This is a genomic window from Dialister succinatiphilus YIT 11850, from assembly GCF_000242435.1.
Lineage (GTDB): Bacteria > Bacillota > Negativicutes > Veillonellales > Dialisteraceae > Dialister > Dialister succinatiphilus.
The window spans coordinates 79,836-98,726 of the sequence record NZ_JH591190.1 but is presented as its reverse complement, the minus strand read 5'-3'; the positions used below and the strand labels follow the sequence as shown (position 1 = coordinate 98,726).

The 18,891-nt window shown below is 50.3% G+C and carries 16 protein-coding genes; 7 read left to right on the top strand and 9 right to left on the bottom strand.

Annotation, left to right across the window (positions count from 1 at the left end; genetic code table 11):
• The first annotated feature begins 289 nt into the window (after positions 1 to 289).
• The 4 genes from dnaB (at position 290) to HMPREF9453_RS10555 (ending at position 5,946) form a co-directional block, all read left to right on the top strand.
• Complete coding sequence (gene dnaB / locus HMPREF9453_RS10575) at positions 290 to 1,729, top strand: replicative DNA helicase (protein WP_008860556.1); 1,440 nt, start codon at positions 290 to 292, stop codon at positions 1,727 to 1,729.
• 959 nt (positions 1,730 to 2,688) lie between these two features.
• Complete coding sequence (locus tag HMPREF9453_RS10570) at positions 2,689 to 3,450, top strand: uracil-DNA glycosylase (RefSeq protein WP_008860555.1); 762 nt, start codon at positions 2,689 to 2,691, stop codon at positions 3,448 to 3,450.
• A complete protein-coding gene (locus HMPREF9453_RS10565; protein ID WP_008860554.1) occupies positions 3,419 to 4,687 on the top strand; it encodes a L,D-transpeptidase in 1,269 nt (422 codons plus the stop codon). The genes HMPREF9453_RS10570 and HMPREF9453_RS10565 overlap by 32 nt, the downstream gene beginning before the upstream one ends.
• Positions 4,688 to 5,355: 668 nt before the next feature.
• Positions 5,356 to 5,946, top strand: a complete 591-nt coding sequence (locus tag HMPREF9453_RS10555; RefSeq protein ID WP_008860553.1) for a nitroreductase family protein — start codon at positions 5,356 to 5,358, stop codon at positions 5,944 to 5,946.
• 83 nt (positions 5,947 to 6,029) lie between these two features.
• On the opposite strand, the gene HMPREF9453_RS10550 is transcribed toward HMPREF9453_RS10555, so the two are convergent.
• The 5 genes from HMPREF9453_RS10550 to HMPREF9453_RS10530 form a co-directional block, all read right to left on the bottom strand.
• Complete coding sequence (locus tag HMPREF9453_RS10550) at positions 6,030 to 6,413, bottom strand: type II toxin-antitoxin system death-on-curing family toxin (protein ID WP_008860552.1); 384 nt, start codon at positions 6,411 to 6,413, stop codon at positions 6,030 to 6,032.
• Positions 6,410 to 6,649 (bottom strand): prevent-host-death protein, encoded by a 240-nt coding sequence (locus HMPREF9453_RS10545; RefSeq protein WP_008860551.1) that lies wholly within the window; start codon positions 6,647 to 6,649, stop codon positions 6,410 to 6,412. The genes HMPREF9453_RS10550 and HMPREF9453_RS10545 overlap by 4 nt, the downstream gene beginning before the upstream one ends.
• A gap of 196 nt (positions 6,650 to 6,845) precedes the next feature.
• A complete protein-coding gene (locus HMPREF9453_RS10540; RefSeq protein ID WP_008860550.1) occupies positions 6,846 to 7,322 on the bottom strand; it encodes an MlaD family protein in 477 nt (158 codons plus the stop codon).
• Between the two features lie 383 nt (positions 7,323 to 7,705).
• Entirely contained in the window at positions 7,706 to 8,149 is a 444-nt protein-coding gene (locus tag HMPREF9453_RS10535; protein ID WP_008860549.1) for a universal stress protein, read from the bottom strand.
• A 64-nt stretch (positions 8,150 to 8,213) separates the two neighbouring features.
• Positions 8,214 to 8,642 (bottom strand): universal stress protein, encoded by a 429-nt coding sequence (locus tag HMPREF9453_RS10530; RefSeq protein WP_008860548.1) that lies wholly within the window; start codon positions 8,640 to 8,642, stop codon positions 8,214 to 8,216.
• 204 nt (positions 8,643 to 8,846) lie between these two features.
• Here HMPREF9453_RS10530 and HMPREF9453_RS10525 point away from each other — a divergent pair, with 204 nt between their 5' ends.
• Both HMPREF9453_RS10525 and HMPREF9453_RS10520 read left to right on the top strand, forming a co-directional pair.
• Complete coding sequence (locus HMPREF9453_RS10525; protein WP_008860547.1) at positions 8,847 to 9,482, top strand: nitroreductase family protein; 636 nt, start codon at positions 8,847 to 8,849, stop codon at positions 9,480 to 9,482.
• A 558-nt stretch (positions 9,483 to 10,040) separates the two neighbouring features.
• Positions 10,041 to 10,295, top strand: coding sequence for a hypothetical protein (locus HMPREF9453_RS10520; protein ID WP_008860546.1), 255 nt, complete (start codon positions 10,041 to 10,043; stop codon positions 10,293 to 10,295).
• 473 nt (positions 10,296 to 10,768) lie between these two features.
• Here HMPREF9453_RS10520 and HMPREF9453_RS10515 read toward each other — a convergent pair whose 3' ends face one another.
• The 3 genes from HMPREF9453_RS10515 to HMPREF9453_RS10505 form a co-directional block, all read right to left on the bottom strand.
• Positions 10,769 to 11,881, bottom strand: a complete 1,113-nt coding sequence (locus HMPREF9453_RS10515) for an ABC transporter ATP-binding protein (protein ID WP_008860545.1) — start codon at positions 11,879 to 11,881, stop codon at positions 10,769 to 10,771.
• 2 nt (positions 11,882 to 11,883) lie between these two features.
• Complete coding sequence (locus HMPREF9453_RS10510; RefSeq protein ID WP_008860544.1) at positions 11,884 to 13,674, bottom strand: ABC transporter permease; 1,791 nt, start codon at positions 13,672 to 13,674, stop codon at positions 11,884 to 11,886.
• 112 nt (positions 13,675 to 13,786) lie between these two features.
• On the bottom strand, positions 13,787 to 14,956 hold the full coding sequence (locus HMPREF9453_RS10505; protein WP_008860543.1) for an ABC transporter substrate-binding protein: 1,170 nt from the start codon (positions 14,954 to 14,956) through the stop codon (positions 13,787 to 13,789).
• 584 nt (positions 14,957 to 15,540) lie between these two features.
• Here HMPREF9453_RS10505 and HMPREF9453_RS10500 point away from each other — a divergent pair.
• Entirely contained in the window at positions 15,541 to 16,725 is a 1,185-nt protein-coding gene (locus HMPREF9453_RS10500) for a nucleotide sugar dehydrogenase (protein ID WP_008860542.1), read from the top strand.
• Between the two features lie 206 nt (positions 16,726 to 16,931).
• Here HMPREF9453_RS10500 and HMPREF9453_RS10495 read toward each other — a convergent pair whose 3' ends face one another.
• Positions 16,932 to 18,749, bottom strand: coding sequence for a sulfatase-like hydrolase/transferase (locus HMPREF9453_RS10495; protein WP_187368087.1), 1,818 nt, complete (start codon positions 18,747 to 18,749; stop codon positions 16,932 to 16,934).
• Between the last annotated feature and the right edge of the window lie 142 nt (positions 18,750 to 18,891).

Sequence of the window (18,891 nt, the reverse complement as noted above, 5' to 3'; positions counted from 1 at the left end):
GTGGTGGCGCCCTTCGGTGCACAGCGAACACATTTTGCACTAGCGAACTGGATTTGTAAGGGAGCATCAGCGTCCTGAAAATCCAGTGAGTCAGTGACAGCAGAGGATGAAGGAGCGCTAGCGACGCGCAAAATGTAGTGAGTCGTTTCCCCTTTAGGGGGCGCAGATTATAAAAAAAGGGACACCGCTGGCGGCCACCCCTACGAAGGCCCGGCCCCTTTTCATCTCCTATTTCCCAAAAATATGATAGAATAATAAAGATATATGTCCTACGAAAGGAGGCATTTTTTTGGCTGATACCTTTGACGGTAAGAACTTCCAGAAAAAGGAATGGAAGAAAAAATCGAATACCGATACCATGATCGTATCCCGGGTGCCTCCGCAGAATATTGATGCGGAAAAATCGGTGCTGGGCGCCATGATGCTGGACAAGGATGCCATTCTGACAGCTGAGGACCTCCTCACGCCGGCCGATTTCTACCGGGAAGCCAATGCCATTATTTTCCAGGCCATTCTGAACCTGTCCCACCGGGGCGAACCGGCGGATATTCTGACAGTGACGGAAGAATTGAAGCGCATGGGGCGGCTGGACGATGTAGGCGGCGTGCTCTATGTGAATGAGCTTCCTGCCAACGTGGTGACCACCAAGTCCGTGGACCGCCATGCGGAAATCGTAGCAGGCAAGGCCAAACTGCGCCGGCTCATTGACGCTGCCGGCACCATTGCCGACGAAGCCTATTCAGAGCGGCAGGACGTGGCAGATATTACGGATGACGCGGAGAAATCCATTCTGGAGGTGACCCGTGACGAAAGGCGTTCCGATTTCACCCCCATCGGCGAAGCCGTGCAGTCGGAGCTTCAGGAAATCACCCGGAAATTCAGGAATAAGGAATCCATCACCGGCCTGGCCAGCGGCTTCCCCTCCCTGGACGCCCTCACCAGCGGTTTCCAGAAAGGCGATTTCATCATCGTCGCCGCCCGCCCATCCATGGGTAAAACGGCCTTCGTGCTGAACATTGCCAAGAACATGAGTATTTCCTCCGCCCATCGGAGCGTAGCCTTCTTCTCCCTGGAAATGTCCCGGGAACAGCTGGTACAGCGTCTTCTCTGCTCCACCGCCCTGGTGGACAGCTCCCGCCTGCGCACCGGCCGCATTTCTACCCAGAAGGAATGGGACCAGCTGGCCAACGCCGCCAGCGTGCTCATGGACGCGCCCCTCTACATCGACGACACGCCGGGCATTTCCGTTTCAGAAATCCGGTCCAAGTGCCGCCGTCTGAAAGCGGAGCACGGTTTGGACATTATTATGATCGACTACCTCCAGCTCATGCAGGCCAAGAACGTTTCCCGGAACGGAGACAACAGGCAACAGGAAATCTCGGAAATTTCCCGCTCCCTGAAGAGTCTGGCCCGAGAGCTCAATGTACCGGTCATCGCCCTGTCCCAGCTTTCCCGAAGCGTGGAATCCAGGCAGGACCATCGTCCCTTCCTTTCGGACCTCCGTGAATCGGGCTCCCTGGAACAGGATGCAGACATGGTGAGCTTCCTCTACCGGGAGGCTTACTACAACAGGGAAATCGAAGACGATGACCCCCGGAAAAATGAAACAGAAGTGATTCTGGCAAAGAACAGAAACGGCCCGGTGGATACAGTGAAACTCCACTTCGCCGGCCAGTTCACCCTGTTCTATGAAATCACCAACCAGGAACCGCCGCCGGATATGCAGTAGTTTGAGACATGGGTGGCGAGATGCTGGCGCTCAGGAGGTGAGCAAAAGGTTCTTAAGATTGACCGGCCTTTGGCCGGAGGGTTCTTAAGTTTGATGGCCCCTTTGGGACCAAGGGTTGTGGTGAGCGCCTTATATTTATAGAAGGCGCCCTCTTATGATAAAACCTTTACAACCGCCCTGGCAGGCGATGGAGATTCCCCTTTGGTGGCTGGCGCCACCACCTTGCCCGGTGGGAAGCATGTCACTGGATTCGCGGGTCTCAAAGCTCCCCTATGAATCCAGTTCCTTTTCGAGGTGGCACAATAACCCGTGCTTACTGTAGAGCCGCTTACGAAGCGAGGCTTCGAGGTGTTTTATTCTTCCCCCTGAACAGGGGGAAGTCCGGCAAAGCCGGATAGGGGGAGGCGAGCGCAGCGAGCCAGCCTGCAGAATGCTTATCATACCATATGATACAGCAATGTCATCCCGTAACGCTGACTTTATGTTCATCGCCCCCTAAAGGGGAAACGACTCACTACATTTTGCGCGTCGCTAGCGCTCCTTCACCCACTGCTGTCACTGACTCACTGGATTTTCAGGTCGCTGATGCTCCCTTACAAATCCAGTTCGCATAGTGCATCCACTGCTGTCACTGACTCACTGGATTTTCAGGTCGCTGATGCTCCCTTACAAATCCAGTTCGCATAGTGCAAAATGTGTTCGCTGTGCACCGTAAGGGCGATACCACCACCCTCGGCCTGAAAGGCCGTCAAACTTACGAACCTTAAGAACCTTCGGGACGAAGTCCCGTCAACCCTCACACCGAAGGTGTGTCCCAGGGCGATACCTTAACCCTCAGGCCGCAGGCCTGTCAAACCTGAGAACCCTCGGGGCGCAGCCCCGTCAATCTTTAGAACCCTTCGCGCCCAAAGGGCGCGGGGCCGCCAAAGGCGGCCCATTATAAAGGATCGGTGATACCATTGGATTTATTTGGACATGAAGACCCCGAAGAATATGCGGCACGCCGCCATCGGGAACTTTATGAAGAGACGGAAAAAATAACCTATCCTTCCCATGAAGCCCTGGCAGAGGCAATCCGAAGCTGCAGCCGCTGCCCTCTCAGGAAAGAGGGAGGCCTGGGGCCCGTGCTTTCCACAGGACCTTCCGACTCGCCTCTCATGATCGTAGGGGAGGGCCCCGGCGGTGTCGAAGATGATTACGGAGGACCCCTGGTGGGCCCCTCCGGACAGCTTCTGGACAAAGCCCTCCTTTCCGTAGGCATTACCCGGGACCATGTGTATGTGACAAACATCGTCAAATGCCGTCCCCGGGGAAACAGGACACCTACCATGGAAGAAGGACGGTTCTGCGGCTCCATCTGGCTGGCCGCGGAAATCGCCCTGGTGAAGCCCAAAGTCATCGTCGGCCTTGGCAAAGTGGCCCTCCGCTTCTTTTTGGGCCACGAAGCCGGCATCATCCGCTCCCGGGGCCACTGGATCGACTATCACGGCATACCGGTGATGCCCACCTTCCATCCCGCCTACCTCCTCCGGCAGAGCGGAAGAAGCCTGGTGGACGCCAAATGGCAGGTATACTACGACCTGCTGGCAGCTAAAGAAAAAGCAGCCGCCCTCTCGCCACAGTGGGTATGGAAAAGCGAAACCATGCCGAACCTTCTGGAAAACCTCACAGAAGAGCGGAAACGGCGGCATGAAGGAAATCATATGTCATCATTACAATAAAAAGGGGATTGAATCAGTGAAACACATCATTCTGGCAGCGGCCCTCTGCGCTGCCCTGGGGACCTGCGGCCTGGCAGAAGTCAATGCCGCCGAAGAAGTATGGAACGGCCACGAAGAAGTGACTGTAATCAAAGGGAAAATCCTGAGGACCGAAACCGTAAAGAAAGCAGACCATCACAAGAAAATCCAAAAAACAGAGAAAAAAGAAAAAGCAGAAGGAGAAAAAGGAGCTCCCTCAAAGGAAGCGCCAGTCCTTGCTGCCAAAAAAGAAGCCAAAGCCTCTGCTGCTGAAACAGCCGTAAAAGAGGCCAAACAGGCACCAGCTGTGGAAAAAGCAGCAGAAACGGCACCTAAAGATGCAGAAGCCCTGAAAAAGGCACCAGAAAAGCCGCGGTTTGAAGACAAGCGCATTGAAATCAACCTGGCCAGCCGCCTCCTCACCCTCTACCAGGGAGACGTGGGCATCCGCATGTATCCCATTGCCCCCGGCAAACCCTCCTCTCCCACCCCCACCGGCAGAAGAACAGTGGTGGACATGGAAATCAACCCCACCTGGATTGACCCCGACAGCGGCACCTCCATCCCGTCAGGCCCTGACTGCCCCATCGGCTACCGCTGGATCGGCATCGGAGGCAACTACGGCATCCACGGCACCAACGTGCCCTCTGCCATCGGCACCTACGCCTCCCACGGCTGCGTCCGCATGAACGAAGCAGACGTGGAAGACCTCTACGCCCATATCGTGAAAGGCATCCCTGTGGACATCCTCTATGAGCGGGTCGTAGTGCAGCGGGAAGCAGACCACACCGTAGTTTACTACATCTACCCCGACGGCTACGGCAAAGAGCCCCTGGACGTAAGCAAAGTCAAGGCCAAACTGGCCCCCTTCGGCGTGGCCTCCTGCGTATCGGACGATGACATCAAGCAGGCCATTGAAGCCTCCGATGGAAATCCCAGATACGTGGCCAAGGTTTACGACATCTATCTGGACGGCAGGAAACTGGATGCCAGAGCCTTCGGCAAAGACGGCCATATCTACCTCCCCGTCATGCCCCTGGCCCGGGCCGCCGGCATCAAAGCCGACTGGTCCCCCAACTGGAACCAGATCCGCACCCCCTATGGCAGCGCCAAAGCGATTCTGAAAAACCGCTCCCTCTTAATCGACGCCGCCGACGCCCCTGCCCTCCTCCACCTCACAGGAAGCCTAGATGAGAACTATAACTATCAGATGAAATAAAAAAAGCCCCTGGTGCAAAAGCGCCGGGGGCTTCTTTTAAGGCTCAATTCGTGAGAGGTTTCCTATGGTGTTGGAGCGCGGCTGCTTCATTCCAGATGGGAAACTATTCGCGAAAGGTTTCCTACTCTATGGAAACGCTGTACTCTCATGCCGCACAGGAAACTAGAGGCGAAGGGTTTCCTGCTCTATTGAAACACTGCTGCTTCATGCCGCACAGGAAACTATAAGCAAAAGGTTTCCCACTCTATGGAAACGCTGCGGCTTCATGCCAGACAGGAAACTATTCGCCAAGAGTTTCCTACTCTGCTGAAACACTGCGGCTTCATGCCAAACGGGAAACTTTTCACAAAGGGTTTCCTACCCAGAGGAAACGCCTTTGTCTCCTGCCGGACGGGAAACTATTTGCAAAGAGTTTCCTACTCTGCTGAAACACTGCGGCTTCATGCCAGACAGGAAACTTTTCGCAAAGGGTTTCCTGTCCGGCATGATACCACTGGTGTTCCTTTCCGACAGGAAACTGTGGGCATATGGTTTCCTGCCCGGCATGACACCACTGGTCCTTCTTTCCCACAGGAAACTTTGGGCATTCCAACACTAAAACCTCAAAACGGTGTATAATGAAAAAAGCATAATCACAAGGATCAAATATCAGGAAAGGTGGAAATACTATGTACAATCTGATTTTCAAAAGACGAAGCGTCCGTTTCTTCAAGGACACCGACATTTCCAAGGTAGACATGCGCGAAATCCTCCGTGCCGGCATGTGGGCCCCCTCTGCCAAGAACCGTCAGCCCTGGAAATTCATCGTAGTGAAGGGAGAGAGCAAGAAAACGGCACTGGCCCTCATGGAAAAGGGCATTGAAAGATCAGAAAAAGGTGAAGGCGTCCTGGCCGGAGCACCGGAACTCTTTACCAACGCCCGCTTCACCCTGCAGTGCATGAAACAGGCACCGGTACTGGTATTCATCGTAAATCCCCAGGGCCGCCCCCTCACCGACAACTGGACTGCCGCTGAAAAAATCCACGAACTTTCCGACGTACAGGCCATCGGCGCCGCTGCTGAAAACATGGCCCTCCAGGCTACCTCCATGGGCATCGGAAGCCTGTGGATCGGCAACATCTTCTTCGCCTACGATGAACTCCATGACTGGCTGGGCGAAGGGGAAATGGTCATGGCCATGTCCTTCGGCTACCCCAACCACAACCCCTGCCCCCTGGCAAGAAAGAGCGAAGACGACGTCATCGAAGTCCGGCTCTGAGAATAGCAAAAAGCACGGCCCCGCGGCCGTGCTTTTTTAGTTTCCTATCTGATATGACGCTGTTAGGTTTTACTGTATAAAAGCTAATTATTATCCTCATGATTTTTAATCCAGGTCAATAAGTCAGACCGGCTTTTGTCCCCAGAGGCTATCTGAAGAACAATCGTGTAAAGCTCCTCTTGGGTATATGTCAGCATAATGCCATTCAGCGCAAGAAACACAAGCATAACATGAACTCCCAGTCTTTTATTTCCATCTACCATTGCATGATTTTCAATAAGACCATATCCCAGACAAGCCGCCTTTTCCTCTATCTCCGGATATAATTCAAATCCGTCATAAGTCTGAAAAGGCGCGGAAAGTGCTGAGTCTAAAAGCCCTTCATCCCTCATTCCCCTGGTTCCACCAAATTGATTGACCATATCGTTGTACATTCGAAGTACTTGTGCTTTGGTCAGTTTCTTCATTTAGCCAATACCTCATAAGCAGTCCGGTTCTGTTGCATCAGCTTTTTAGAAATGGCTTCCACCTCTTCATCGCCGGCAGTTCCATCCTCTAAGGTATCAAAATTCAGAATCAGATAGCGGGGCCGGTTATTTTTCATAATCACAGCCGCCCCTTTTTCATCCACCATGCGTGCTACTTTAGAAAAATTACGATTTGCTTCGGTCATGGGAATCATGGTATTCGTATCAATGCGCATAAAAATCACCTCTCCCTCATTATATCAGAAAGGAGGCAGTTTTGTAGGATAAATTTATCCTACAAAACTGCCTCCTTAAAAATTTCCTATTTCATGGCGCCGCTGTCATTTCGAGGGTCAGCAGCGGAGCCCCGAAATCTCCCTCCACACATGACGTAGCTGCAGCTCGCACCAGCTCACCAGCTCACTGTATCACTCATTTCTCCTTAAATCCCTCTATATTTCCCTGCAGACTTTTTGCCGTATCCATGAGGCGGCCGGCCTTTTCCATGAGCTCATCCATGCGGTCATTCTTATACTCCTGCACCGTCATGCCGTCGGACAGATTCCTGCTTCCCGGACGGCCGCCGGAAATCTTCACATAGAGATCTCCCACCACGCCGGAACTGTCGATGGTAAACCTGGCATCCTCCGGAATCACCGTACCCTTCCGGATGTCCAGATCCAGCACCGCCTTCCCATCCTTCACATGGATCCTGCGCACCCGGCCCACAGAGACCCCGGCATAAAGCACCTGGGCATGATCCCGGATGCCCTGGGCATTGTCAAAAACGGCATGAATCTCATAAAAATCCTTGTGGAACCAGCGGGAAGGCTCAAGAAATAAGCCGGCTGCACCGACGAAGAACAGCAGGATAAATGCCACGATGCCTATTTTCGTTTCCCGGCTCATTTCTACGCCTCCTTACTTTAGAAAAGGTTCTTAAGATTGACCGGCCCGATGGCCGGAAGGTTCTTAGGTTTGACGAGGCTGATGCCCCGAGGGTTAAGGCGGCCGCTTCGCGGCAGCTTGTAAGCCGCTTTGAGACCCCGCGCCCTCTGGGTGCGGAAGGTTCTAAAGATTGACGGGGCTTCACCCCGAGGGTTCTCAGGTTTGACAGGCCTGCGGCCTGAGGGTTGTGGTATCGCCCTATCGGGCGATAAGTATATATGCCGCCCTTCGGCGCAACCCGACGGCGGCTTGAACCCGGGCGCCTAAGGCGCCTGAACCCTCCTGCCTTCGGAAATATTGTCCAGCAGACAATAGCAGCAGTAAGCGTCCAGCTGCCAGCAGTCTTACTTAATCAGCAGTACCGGGCACTTCACATGATGCACAGTGTAGTAGCTCACACTGCCAAGGAACATGGAAGAGAAGGAATTTCTTCCGCTGCTGCCCATGATGATAAGGTCTGCGCCGTCATCCTCGGCAGTGAGGGCAATCATCACCTCCGGCGAACCCAGGAGGATTTCCTGATGCACCTTCACCCCCTCCGGCACCCGTTTCATGAGACGGGCCAGCACGGCGGCTCCCTTTTCCTTCAGCGGACTGGTATCATCATTCTTTTCATTGAAATGGACCGTGAAATCCGGAGTACTCATGCCCTCCCCGTTGGCCACATAAATGACATGCACCTCTGCATCAAAAAGCTTTGCCATGTCCATGCCGTAATCGAAAGCCCGGTCTGACATTTTCGAATCGTCCACCGGAATCAGAATCTTATGTATCTCTCTAGCTATCATAAAAATCCCTTCTTTCTGCCTGGGAAAATCGTACCCGCCAGGCCGCGATTTCAAAAAAGACAGACTATTTCACAATCAGTACCGGGCATTTGGCATGATGCACGGTATAATGGCTCACACTGCCCATGACGAAAGAAGAAACGGAACCCTTGCCGCTGTTGCCCATGACAATGAGGTCCACTCCCTCCGCCTCAGCCGTGCGGATGATAGAAGACCCCGGCACACCGATGGTCACCATACGGCGCACCTTCACATCCTCCGGTGCGTCCTGGGCATAAAGTGCCAGAATATCCTCGCCCTTCTTCTTCACCGAAGCTGTATCCGTCTCTGCCAGGCTCACCCGGTACACCGGATACATGAGGACGTCCGCATCCACCACATAAAGAAGAATCAACTCCGCCGCCGTTTTCTTCGCAAAAGCCACGGCGTAAGAAAAGGCTCTCTCCGAAGCATCGGAGCCATCAATGGGAACGAGTATTTTTTTGATGTCCATAATAAGACCTCCTTTGAACTGACACTTTCCCATAATTCCTTACCTATATTATAGCAGATTTCCTCCCTTCCAGGCCCCCTGCTCCACGCCCCCTGATATGACCCTCAGTCTAAAAAAACTTGCTTTATCACTCAAAATTGCATATAATTTCTTTTATGCAGTCTTATCTACAACCGAAACTTATACATTGAAAGGATTACCACCGTGTTAGAAGCTATTTACAAAAGAAGAAGTATCCGTCATTTTCTCCAGAAACCGATTCCCCAGGAAGACCTGAACCAGATCCTGGAAGCCGGTATGTGGGCCCCCTCCGAAAAGAACGCCCAGCCCTGGAAATTCATCGTCATCCGCGGCGCCGAAAGAAAAGCCATGGTGAAATGCCTGAAGGAAGGCATCATGAAAAACAGAAAAGGCGAAGAAAACGCCATTTTCGGGAAGAAATACGAAAAATTCATCCCCTCCGCCATCTACACCGCCCGGGTGCTGGAACAGGCGCCGGTCATCGTATTCGTCATGAACACCAAAGGCCTGAACTACCGCGAAGACCATCCCAAGGACGAATACCTCATGGAACTGGCCGACATCCAGTCCATCAGCGCTGCCATCCAGAACATGTGCCTCGAAGCCACCAACCGCAACATCGGAAGCCTCTGGACCTGCAACGTCTTCTTTGCCTACGACGAACTGAAAGAATGGCTCCATGAAGACGGAGAAATGGCAGCTGCCATCGCCTTCGGCTACACCGACAAAGAAGTCCGCCCCCTGCCCAGAAAACCTATGGACCAGGTGGTAGAATACCGCGGCGACTACCCCGACGAATGGAAAGACATGCTGAAATAAAAAAAACAGTGGATTTTCTCCACTGTTTTTTTCATGCCCTCCTGCCAGGCAGGAGAAAAAGCAAAAAGCTGACAGCAACCCTCAATCCTCCACTCCTTTTCCCATGGAAAAACGCCTTCGTCTGCGGGGAACGAAGGCGTTTTCAGGAACCAAGAGCGTGGCTCCTTTAAAATACTGCCAGAGGAAAGGAGGGGATTCATTGCCCTGCCGCCATCACTAACGAGCTCAATTCCGGATCCACATTTCATCTGACTATGAAAAAAACGAATCGCTGAGGTTGTGATGCTAATACAAATCTACAAACGGGGTTTATATGCAGACAGCAGCAGGATTTCCTCTGACAATGTGGTGGAGATAAGACCTTTCTTACCTCTGGCCTTAGTATAGCAGAAATAGCAAAAGAGTCAAATATCAAATAGTAAAGTTTCAATGTTTGCGGTTGCAATAAAGTCATACTTGCGCGGCGAACGGATCAGAGTCTCAAATGTAAGAAGGGAAATGACAGATACAGGATTATGCATGATTATGATAAAATGAAATTAAAACAAGGAGGCACAAATGACAAAGAATGAACTTACAAACATTTTGAAGGAAATCTGGGACGAAAAAAATTTTATCACAGGAGTGCAGCTATGCCTTTCCAATGATGAGGAGCGGCAGATGTTAGCGGATACTATTACAGCCGGAATCATCAGAAACGGCGGAGATATTGCCCAATACGCCTTTTGTATCAGGAAAAAGATTCCATTCGAACCGCTGGATGAAGAAGATGATGACGATGACGATGATAATGAGGAGGAGGAGCAAAAATAGATGATATTCGGATAATTTATAAAATTTATAGAAGTTTGGATAAATCAATGAACTACAAGGCACATCCCATTCACTTTGATTTCTAAACTGCCTATGCGGCAGTGAACTGACCATTTCCCGAAAAGAAAGCTGCACTTATCGAGAATCTGCGATTTCTTACTTATTTTACCAAAATATTTTTACTTCTGGCATATTTTCGTTAACATGGTAAATGTCTGCTACAGTCCTATTTCCTGACCTGGGAAAGCCAAGGTTTGTCCGGATTCATTGATTACACACTTCGCTGATAAGGATGTTTCCATTTGATATATTTCTGTTAAAAAACTGCTCATGATTTTTTCCGGAAGGAAAGGTTGGGCCTCCTCGAACAAAAAAGCAGGCCATCCTCTGAAGCACCGCTCTGGGCGGAGAGAGGATGACCTGTTTTTTAGTTTCTCTTATTTTTGTGCAGCCCGAATAAAGCCAAAGTTACGTTAATCCAGTTCGCCGCTGGCGATACGCCTGCCTTCCTCGTCATGACGGAAAAGGTGATTTTTCCGTGAGCGGAAGCGGATTTTGACTTTATCATTGATATGAAATTCACGATCTCCAAAGACTACGGCCGTAAGAATCAGCCCCAGCACATCCAGCTTAACCACTGTTTCCATTCCACTGGGAAGGGCTGAGTAAACTTTGGCTTCAATGGTACCTTCATCAGAAATTTCAATATTTTCTGGTCTTATGCCTAAAAGCAGGGATTCCCCTTTCTCCGCTTCCATGGAATCTAAAGCATGGAAATGGATGGAGGCTGATCCCATATGCAGAAGCACTTCCTGCTCCTGCCTGCTTTCTACTTTCACAGGAATCAGGTTAATGCTTGGATTACCTATAAAATCCGCAGTAAATGCATTAGACGGGCAGTTATATACAGTCAATGGTGCGTCAAATTGCTGGAGTTTACCTTTTTTCATAAGGGAAATCCGGGTAGCCAGTGTCATAGCTTCCAACTGGTCATGAGTTACATATACAAAGGTGGAATCTGTTTCCATATGGAGACGTTTCAGTTCCGAACGCATTTCCATGCGAAGCTTTGCATCTAGATTGGATAAGGGTTCATCCATGAGAAGAATGCGGGGACCTGTTGCCAAAGTGCGGGCTATGGCAACACGCTGCTGTTGGCCGCCGGAAAGTTCTGCCGGATAGCGGTCTTTATATTCTTCAATCTGCAGCATTCTCATAAGCTTGGAAGAACGCTCCCTGATTTTTTCCTTTTCCCAGTTCAAATTTTCAAGGCCAAAGGTAATATTCTGGAGCACTGTCATATGTGGCCAAAGGGCATAATTCTGAAACAGAAAGCCAACGTTCCGCTTCTGCGGCGGTACATCAATCCCTTTTTCAGAAGAAAAGACGGTCTGTCCATCAATAATGATTTCTCCTGAAGTCGGCGTTTCCAGGCCTGCAATCATACGCAGGGTCGTTGTTTTACCACAGCCTGACGGCCCCAGAAGGGTAATGAAATCGCGGTCTTTTATAACCAGATTCAAATGGTCTACGGCGTTGGTATGATCAAATGTTTTCGTGACGTTTTTTAAGATAATTTCAGGCATCTTCAACCAATCCCCTTATCAATAGACGCTCCGGTGAGCTTATTAATAATCCAGTTCACAAATAATACGACAAATACGATCAGCAGGTTAATGGCATTGGCATACTGATTCCAGCCTTTTTCGTTGTACTGGAAAAGCATGGTTGTCAATACAGCCGTAGACGGTGTAACAAGCAGGATAAAGAGAGATAACTCTCTCATGCAGGAAATAAACGGCAGCAGATACCCTGAAAGGATGCTGGTCTTCTGAATAGGAATAATAATACGGACCATACGCTTCCACCAGGGAATCCCCATAATAATGGCTGACTCTTCTATTTCATTTCCCAGCTGCAGCATACAGTTGATGCCGGATTTGGAGGCAAAGGGCAGATATTTTACTGTTCCAATAAGGGCCAGAATGGCAAATGTACCATAAAGAGCAGGAATCGGTCCACGTGGAACACTGAACATAGAAAGGTAAATAGCCCCGAAAGCCATACTTGGAATCAGGTAGGGGAAAAAGGTCAGATGGCTGACTGCATTAGACAGGAAAGTCCCCTTTTTGCGAACAATGGAATATCCGGCCAGAATGCCAATGGTACCAGCAAAGAATGCACAAATCACTGAAAGCACAAGGCTGTTTATCAGTCCGCGATACACGCTGTGATTTCTAAGAATTCCAGGTTCTCCATTAGCAATGTCTGTCGAACCGGCACCGGTCCAGAAAACGGTACTGAAGTTGCTGAGTGAATAATTTCCCGGTTCCACAATGAAGGATTCCACCGCGAAAGTAATAAGAGGTACTACCGTTACACAGATAAGAAGGATAGAAAGAATAACGGAAAGAGGGTTCCTGAGTGAACGCAGCTTCACCAGAGAAATCTGGGAACTTTTCCCGGTAATCGTTGTATAGGATTTACGGCTGTCCAGTACTTTCTGGTTCACCAGCATAATCCCTACGCCAATCAGGATAAGCACCAGAGCCATGAGATATCCATAACCCGGGTTTAACCCCTGCAGTGTTCTATAGAGCTGGGTCGTAAGCACCTGATATCGCACCGGCGCCCCAAGGAAAGCCGGCACTGCAAAAGCACTCATGGAACTTGAAAACGCGAGAAGGAAAGTAGAAAGAATCGCCGGTTTCACCATAGGCAGAGTGATTCTCTTTAAAATCTGCATCCGCGATGCATGGAGAAGCTGTGCAGCTTCTTCCAGATTAGCATCCATATGCTTCAGAATCCCGCCTATCAGAATATAGGCAAAGGGTGCATAATGCAGTCCCTGAACCACAGAAATCGGGAAAAAGCCATAGGCGAACCAGTTGGGCGTAACAATTCCGGTAAGTGCCGTGAATATGCCGGGCACCCCGCCTACCAGTGGATTTCTAAAAAAGTCCAGCCATGCCAATGCCAATGTCCAGGAAGGCATGATATAGGGAACCACAAACAGTGCTGAAAGCAGTGGTTTAAACCGGATGTCACTTCTCGTAATAAGCCATGCCATCCCGCCCCCGCAGCCAATTGCAATGACACAGGTAGCAATGGAAATCATAATAGTATTCCAAAGCGGTTTATAAAAAATATTAATACTGTTCTGACCATCCATCAGTACTTTGCGCCAATGATAATCCGTAAAATCTCCTGCATGCGTTCCATGAATACGCATAACCTCAGAAGAATGAACCGTCACTGTATCCATAACGATGGAAAGCAGCGGCAGAAGTGTAAGAAGTACCAGGGCCACAAAAAGCACCACCAGTATCACATTATAAGGCTTTCGGAAAAACATCTTCAGCCTGACAGCTGCATTCATAATTAAGACCTCATTCATTATATAGAAAACCGGGAATGAGGGAGAACCGCACTGATCGCTTCACAGATTCCCGCATCATGTCCCGGTGTTCCAATACTTACATAGATTTCTTTCAGATAAACTGACTGATAAATTCTTCGACTTCCGCACGATGTTCAAAAATATACTGCGGATCATCGCCTACAAGTACCTTTTCCCATTCAGCCAGCGGTTTATCTCCTTTAGCTACAGCAATGGTCGTATTACCGGAATAGGTACCCATATCGGAAGACCAGCTCTTGAATCCTTCCTGTGTCATCAGGTACTGGATAAAGAGTTTTGCTGCTGCCGGATGTTTTGCGCCTTTCACCATCAGCACATACTCCGGATAATAGAAGCCGGAATATGGATTAATGTTATCCGCAGCTGCCAGGGCCAGGTTCTTTTTATCTTTATAACGAATCTTGGAATAGTTCAAAAGTCCTACAGCCGTGTTATCCTGACCCTTCACACCGATGGATTCAGTCATAGATGTATCACTGGATCCCATAACAAGACCATTGGTAAAAGCCAGCTTAATCCATTCATACCCTGCATTAGGCGTAGTCAGTTCCAGTTTCTTGTGATAATAATCTTCATAGGCTTTGGCCAGTTTGTCTGATATCTCAGGCTTTGTAAGCATAGTCAGGAAATTGGCATTAATACCTTCCTGCATCGGACTCTTAAAGAAGAATTTCCCCTTCATGGATGGATCTGTAAGCTGCCAGATATTGGAAATCGGACAGGGCTTCCCGTTTTCATCGTTATACATAAATACCTTATTCATGTAGGCAAATACAAGAGGCGTCTGATTCTTCTCAGGAATATCACCTTTCAGGTCTGCCGGGATGTAATTTTCAAGATAGCCGCTTGCCAGAAGTTCTCCATACACACGGCCTGAATCCTGACAGATAACCATATCCGCACCGTCTGCATTTCCCTTCACTTCAGTAGTCACCTTATCAATCAGTTCAAAATCCTTCATGTCGCTGGCTTCCACTTTGATGCCATATTTCTTTTCAAATCCGGCACCGGCCTTAGCAACACGGCTGGTAATAGAATAGACCTTAACGACCCCTTCCTTTTTAGCCTGATCAACCAGGTCAGCCTCTTTTTCACTTTTTACCTGAACAATATTTATAGAAGCCTTACCGGAAGCAGCACTGCTATCAGCCTTACCGGAACCGCCTCCACAACCTGCCACCAGCATAACCGCAAAACCTGCTGCCGCTGCAGCAATGAGACAACGCTTGAACCGATTCATTTTGTCCTCCCTTGGAATTTCTGAAGTTAAATCGCATGACTAAAATGAAATGCAGGCTTTTTACAAAGTCTTTACAATATTATATGCCCTATCCCTATAAATAACAATTTGAAAGCATATGAAAGTAATTTATAAATCGCTATAAAGTGTACTCAACCACCTGAACCGGCCAAAGCTGTGCACTCTTCATCAGTTGGTTCCTTTTCCATTTACATATTTCTCCCTTCGCCGGCCTGTCATTTCCTAAAAGACTCACGCTGCCCTCTCCTGCTCCATAGATATCGAAAGCCACGCAAAAAAACTCCCTGAAATCCTGAAGCGGGCACCGAAAGCGCTTTGGGGAATCCAGGAAGTTTTTCTATGAGGTTTTCAGCCGGCTGACAGGGAAGCGATCATAGGGAAGGGCGGCGATCCTGCTTTCCATGGATGTGCGCAGGCAGGATGTGGCGGCCGCTCTTCCGGGCTCCTCGCTTCTCTGTCTATAGAGTCATCCTGGCCGCAGCGGTGTCTCATGGGCTGTCGCAAAGGGGGCGGGGAAAGAGTATAATAAGGTAAATAATCTTTTAAAGAAGCGAGGAAATATTATGAAAATTGCCATTGCCGGTACCGGCTATGTGGGACTGTCCAACGCCATTCTTCTTGCCCAGCATCATGAGGTGACTGCGGTGGATGTGATTCCGGAGAAGGTGGATATGGTGAACCGCCGGGAGTCTCCCATTGCGGATGCCTATATTGAGGACTACCTGAAGCATAAAAATCTTTCTCTCACTGCCACTCTGGACGGGGACAGTGCTTACCGGGAGGCGGAGCTCATCATCATTGCGGCGCCTACGAATTATGATGATGTCACCGGCCATTTCGATACGAGGGCGGTGGAGTCCATCCTGTCCCAGATCCAGCGGGTGAAATCGAAGGCGCTGGTAATCATCAAGTCTACCATCCCCATCGGCTATACGCAGAAGATTTCCGAGAGGTACCCCACCCTTTCCATTCTTTTTGCGCCGGAATTTCTCCGGGAAGGAAAGGCACTCTATGACAATCTCTATCCTTCCCGCATTATCGTCGGTATTCCGAAGGGGAAGGAATCCCTTCTTCCGGGGGCCCGCCTTTTTGCGTCCCTCATGCAGGAGGGGGCCATTAAGGAGGAGATTCCTGTGCTTATTACGGGGTCTTCGGAAGCGGAGTCCATCAAGCTCTTTTCCAATACGTTCCTGGCCATCCGGGTGGCTTATTTCAATGAAATCGACACCTACGCCGAAGAAAAAGGGCTGCACACCGCCGATATCATCAAGGGCATGGGCTATGATCCCCGCATCGGCGATTTCTACAATAATCCTTCCTTCGGCTACGGCGGCTACTGCCTGCCCAAGGATACGAAGCAGCTTCTGGCCAATTACAGGGATGTGCCGGAAACCATGATCCGCGCGGTGGTGGAGGCCAATGAAACAAGGAAGCAGTACATTGCAGACCATATCGCTTCTCTTTCGCCAAAACGGGTGGGCATTTACCGCCTCACCATGAAGAGTGGCAGTGATAATTTCCGTTCTTCCGCCATCCAGGGTATCATCGAAAGGCTGAAGGAAAAGGGCATAGACCTTATCATTTATGAACCCACCCTGGACAAGGACACCTTTGAAGGCGTGCCTGTCACCCATGATCTGGAATCTTTCCGGGAGACATCGGACATCATCCTGGCCAACCGGGTAAGTGAAGATCTCCTGCCGGTAAAGGATAAGGTATATACCAGGGATTTGTTTTCAAGGGACTGAGATTTTTACCTTTGGAAGGGGTTCTTTCGGGGCCTGTGCTTTGAGGCTCTCGGGACGGCTTCCCTGCCGGTTAGGGTCAGGCCATGTGCGCCTCCCGGCTCAGGGATACATCTCTTACGCCTCTGACAGTTATGGCATGGTTCACTATTTCCAAGGCATAAAAGGCATAAAATAAGCAGGAAACCGATTTGGTTTCCTGCTTATTTTTATTTGCCCTGCCACACAGGGTCGTCTTTGATTTTCTTCTTTCTTTCGAAGGTGGTAGCGTTGTCCATGTTGATGGCGTAGTCCTTAGAAGAGAAGTCGTATTTGGACTGATAGAAATTGGTCTTTGCCTGCCAGATGCCGGTGACGGTGTCGAAGGCCAGGTCGTTGGTGAAGACCTGCTGCTCATGGGATTTCAGGGCAGGCATGAGGTCCGGATGGGCGGCCTGGTAGTCCGGCGAGAGGTAGACGAAGAAGGGAATGTGTACCATGTCGTAGTAGAAGGGGGATGTGGTGTGGTAGTGCTTCATATTTTCGCCATGGTCGGAGAAGTAAATCATGGATTTCAGGTTCAGGTTTGCCTTGGCGTATTCGAAGATGTCCTTCATCACCTGGTCGTCATAAGCGATGGTAAGGTCGTAGTCATGATAGGGATCTTCTTTGGAAATGCCCAGTTTGTCCCGCAGGTTCACAGGCACCCGGGCAATGTAGGTGTAGTGGCTGCCGTCGATGTTGATGAAGATGATCCGCTTTTTGGCAGGCGGCAGTTTCTTCAGCACTTCCAGGGTGTAGCCGTCATAGTTCTTTTCCCAGTAGGAATCGTCGCAGCGTTCTGCAATCATGGTGACGCCGGCGCTGGACATGGAGCTCCGGTTATGGAAAGAAATCCAGTCGGTACGGTAACCGGCGGCTTTGGCCACGTCCACCATGCTCACCACGTCTTCAAAGGACATGTCGCTGTACTGGTTGGCGCTGGTCATGGCGTAGGACAGGGAGAAAAGGGTATTGGGGAAATTGGAGTAGGCCTTGTATCCCAGGGCAAAGTCCTTTGACTTGGCCATTTCCGAAAGCCAGGGGGTGGTATTTTCCGGATAGTCCGGGGTGAAGGCTTTCATGTGGTCCCTATTGGCGCTTTCGCCGATAATGACGATGTGGGTGCCTTCGTCAATGCCGTTTTCCGGATTCGGCGCAAGGAAGGTCATGGTTTTGACATTCTTGTCCAGGTTGTCGTTCAGTTTCTGGAGGAGCTGGAATTCGCTGCCTGAGGAGTTCAGTGCTTTAATGATGGAGGCAGGAAATACATGGGTAATCTGACGGTAGAAGCCGCCGAAGAAGAGGAGGGAAATCGCAAGAAGGCCGATGGAGAAGGATCTGCCGCTGCCCCGGAGGATGTTTCCTTCAAAGGTTCTGGCTTTTCTCATGAGGCTCCGGGAGAGGGTGACGGCGCAGGCAATGACAATGGCAAGAGCTGCCGCTGCCATGACTGCATGGGCTGGGGAGCCCATGGTACGCAGAAAGTCCTTGATTTCCTTCAAATGGGTGGAGCGCACGGCCATCATGGCAAACATATCCATTTCACCGCCGAAGAGGACGTAGTAGCCGATATAGATGAAAGGAATTATCACCATGAAGAAGGTATACACCCCGGCAATGACTGTCCACAGGGAGGAGAACCGTTTCCTGCGGGCCGTGAGGGCGGTATACACATAGGGCAGCGCCATGAGGAGGCCTCCCAGCACGTAGTAGTCGCCCAGATGTTTTTTCTCCGGCAGGGAAGCAAAGCCGTAGGCCCAGGTGAAGGTGCCCATCCAGAGAAGGGGCAGAATCACTGCCCAGGGAAGGAGGGCCTTCAGATATTTCCTGTTCATCACGGTAAAGAGACCGAAGGATACGATCAGGAAGACCAGAAGCGCCGCACCCAGCCGGGGCTGTACAAAGCTGTGAATGTCGGGGAAGTCCCCGCCCAAATGGAGCAGCGCCATAATCACCAGAGACGTGGATACCACCCAGGAAAGGGCGGATAGAATCACTTGTTTCACCATGCACCTCGCGTAAGAAATCTGTAAAAAAGATATGAAATATCTATAAATTATACCACAAATTGACCGGCAGTTCACATGATTCGGTGAGTCCTTTTGCACCAAGCCGGCAGGAAACGATTCGCAAAAGGGCTGCCAGAAA

Coding starts and splice junctions, on each gene's coding strand:
- HMPREF9453_RS10520 (WP_008860546.1), top strand. CDS start 10,041: ATGACAAAGAATGAACTTACAAACATTTTGAAGGAAATCTGGGACGAA.
- HMPREF9453_RS10515 (WP_008860545.1), bottom strand. CDS start 11,881: ATGCCTGAAATTATCTTAAAAAACGTCACGAAAACATTTGATCATACC.
- HMPREF9453_RS10510 (WP_008860544.1), bottom strand. CDS start 13,674: ATGAATGCAGCTGTCAGGCTGAAGATGTTTTTCCGAAAGCCTTATAAT.
- HMPREF9453_RS10565 (WP_008860554.1), top strand. CDS start 3,419: ATGAAGGAAATCATATGTCATCATTACAATAAAAAGGGGATTGAATCA.
- HMPREF9453_RS10555 (WP_008860553.1), top strand. CDS start 5,356: ATGTACAATCTGATTTTCAAAAGACGAAGCGTCCGTTTCTTCAAGGAC.
- HMPREF9453_RS10550 (WP_008860552.1), bottom strand. CDS start 6,413: ATGAAGAAACTGACCAAAGCACAAGTACTTCGAATGTACAACGATATG.
- HMPREF9453_RS10535 (WP_008860549.1), bottom strand. CDS start 8,149: ATGATAGCTAGAGAGATACATAAGATTCTGATTCCGGTGGACGATTCG.
- HMPREF9453_RS10540 (WP_008860550.1), bottom strand. CDS start 7,322: ATGAGCCGGGAAACGAAAATAGGCATCGTGGCATTTATCCTGCTGTTC.
- HMPREF9453_RS10505 (WP_008860543.1), bottom strand. CDS start 14,956: ATGAATCGGTTCAAGCGTTGTCTCATTGCTGCAGCGGCAGCAGGTTTT.
- HMPREF9453_RS10545 (WP_008860551.1), bottom strand. CDS start 6,649: ATGCGCATTGATACGAATACCATGATTCCCATGACCGAAGCAAATCGT.
- HMPREF9453_RS10500 (WP_008860542.1), top strand. CDS start 15,541: ATGAAAATTGCCATTGCCGGTACCGGCTATGTGGGACTGTCCAACGCC.
- HMPREF9453_RS10530 (WP_008860548.1), bottom strand. CDS start 8,642: ATGGACATCAAAAAAATACTCGTTCCCATTGATGGCTCCGATGCTTCG.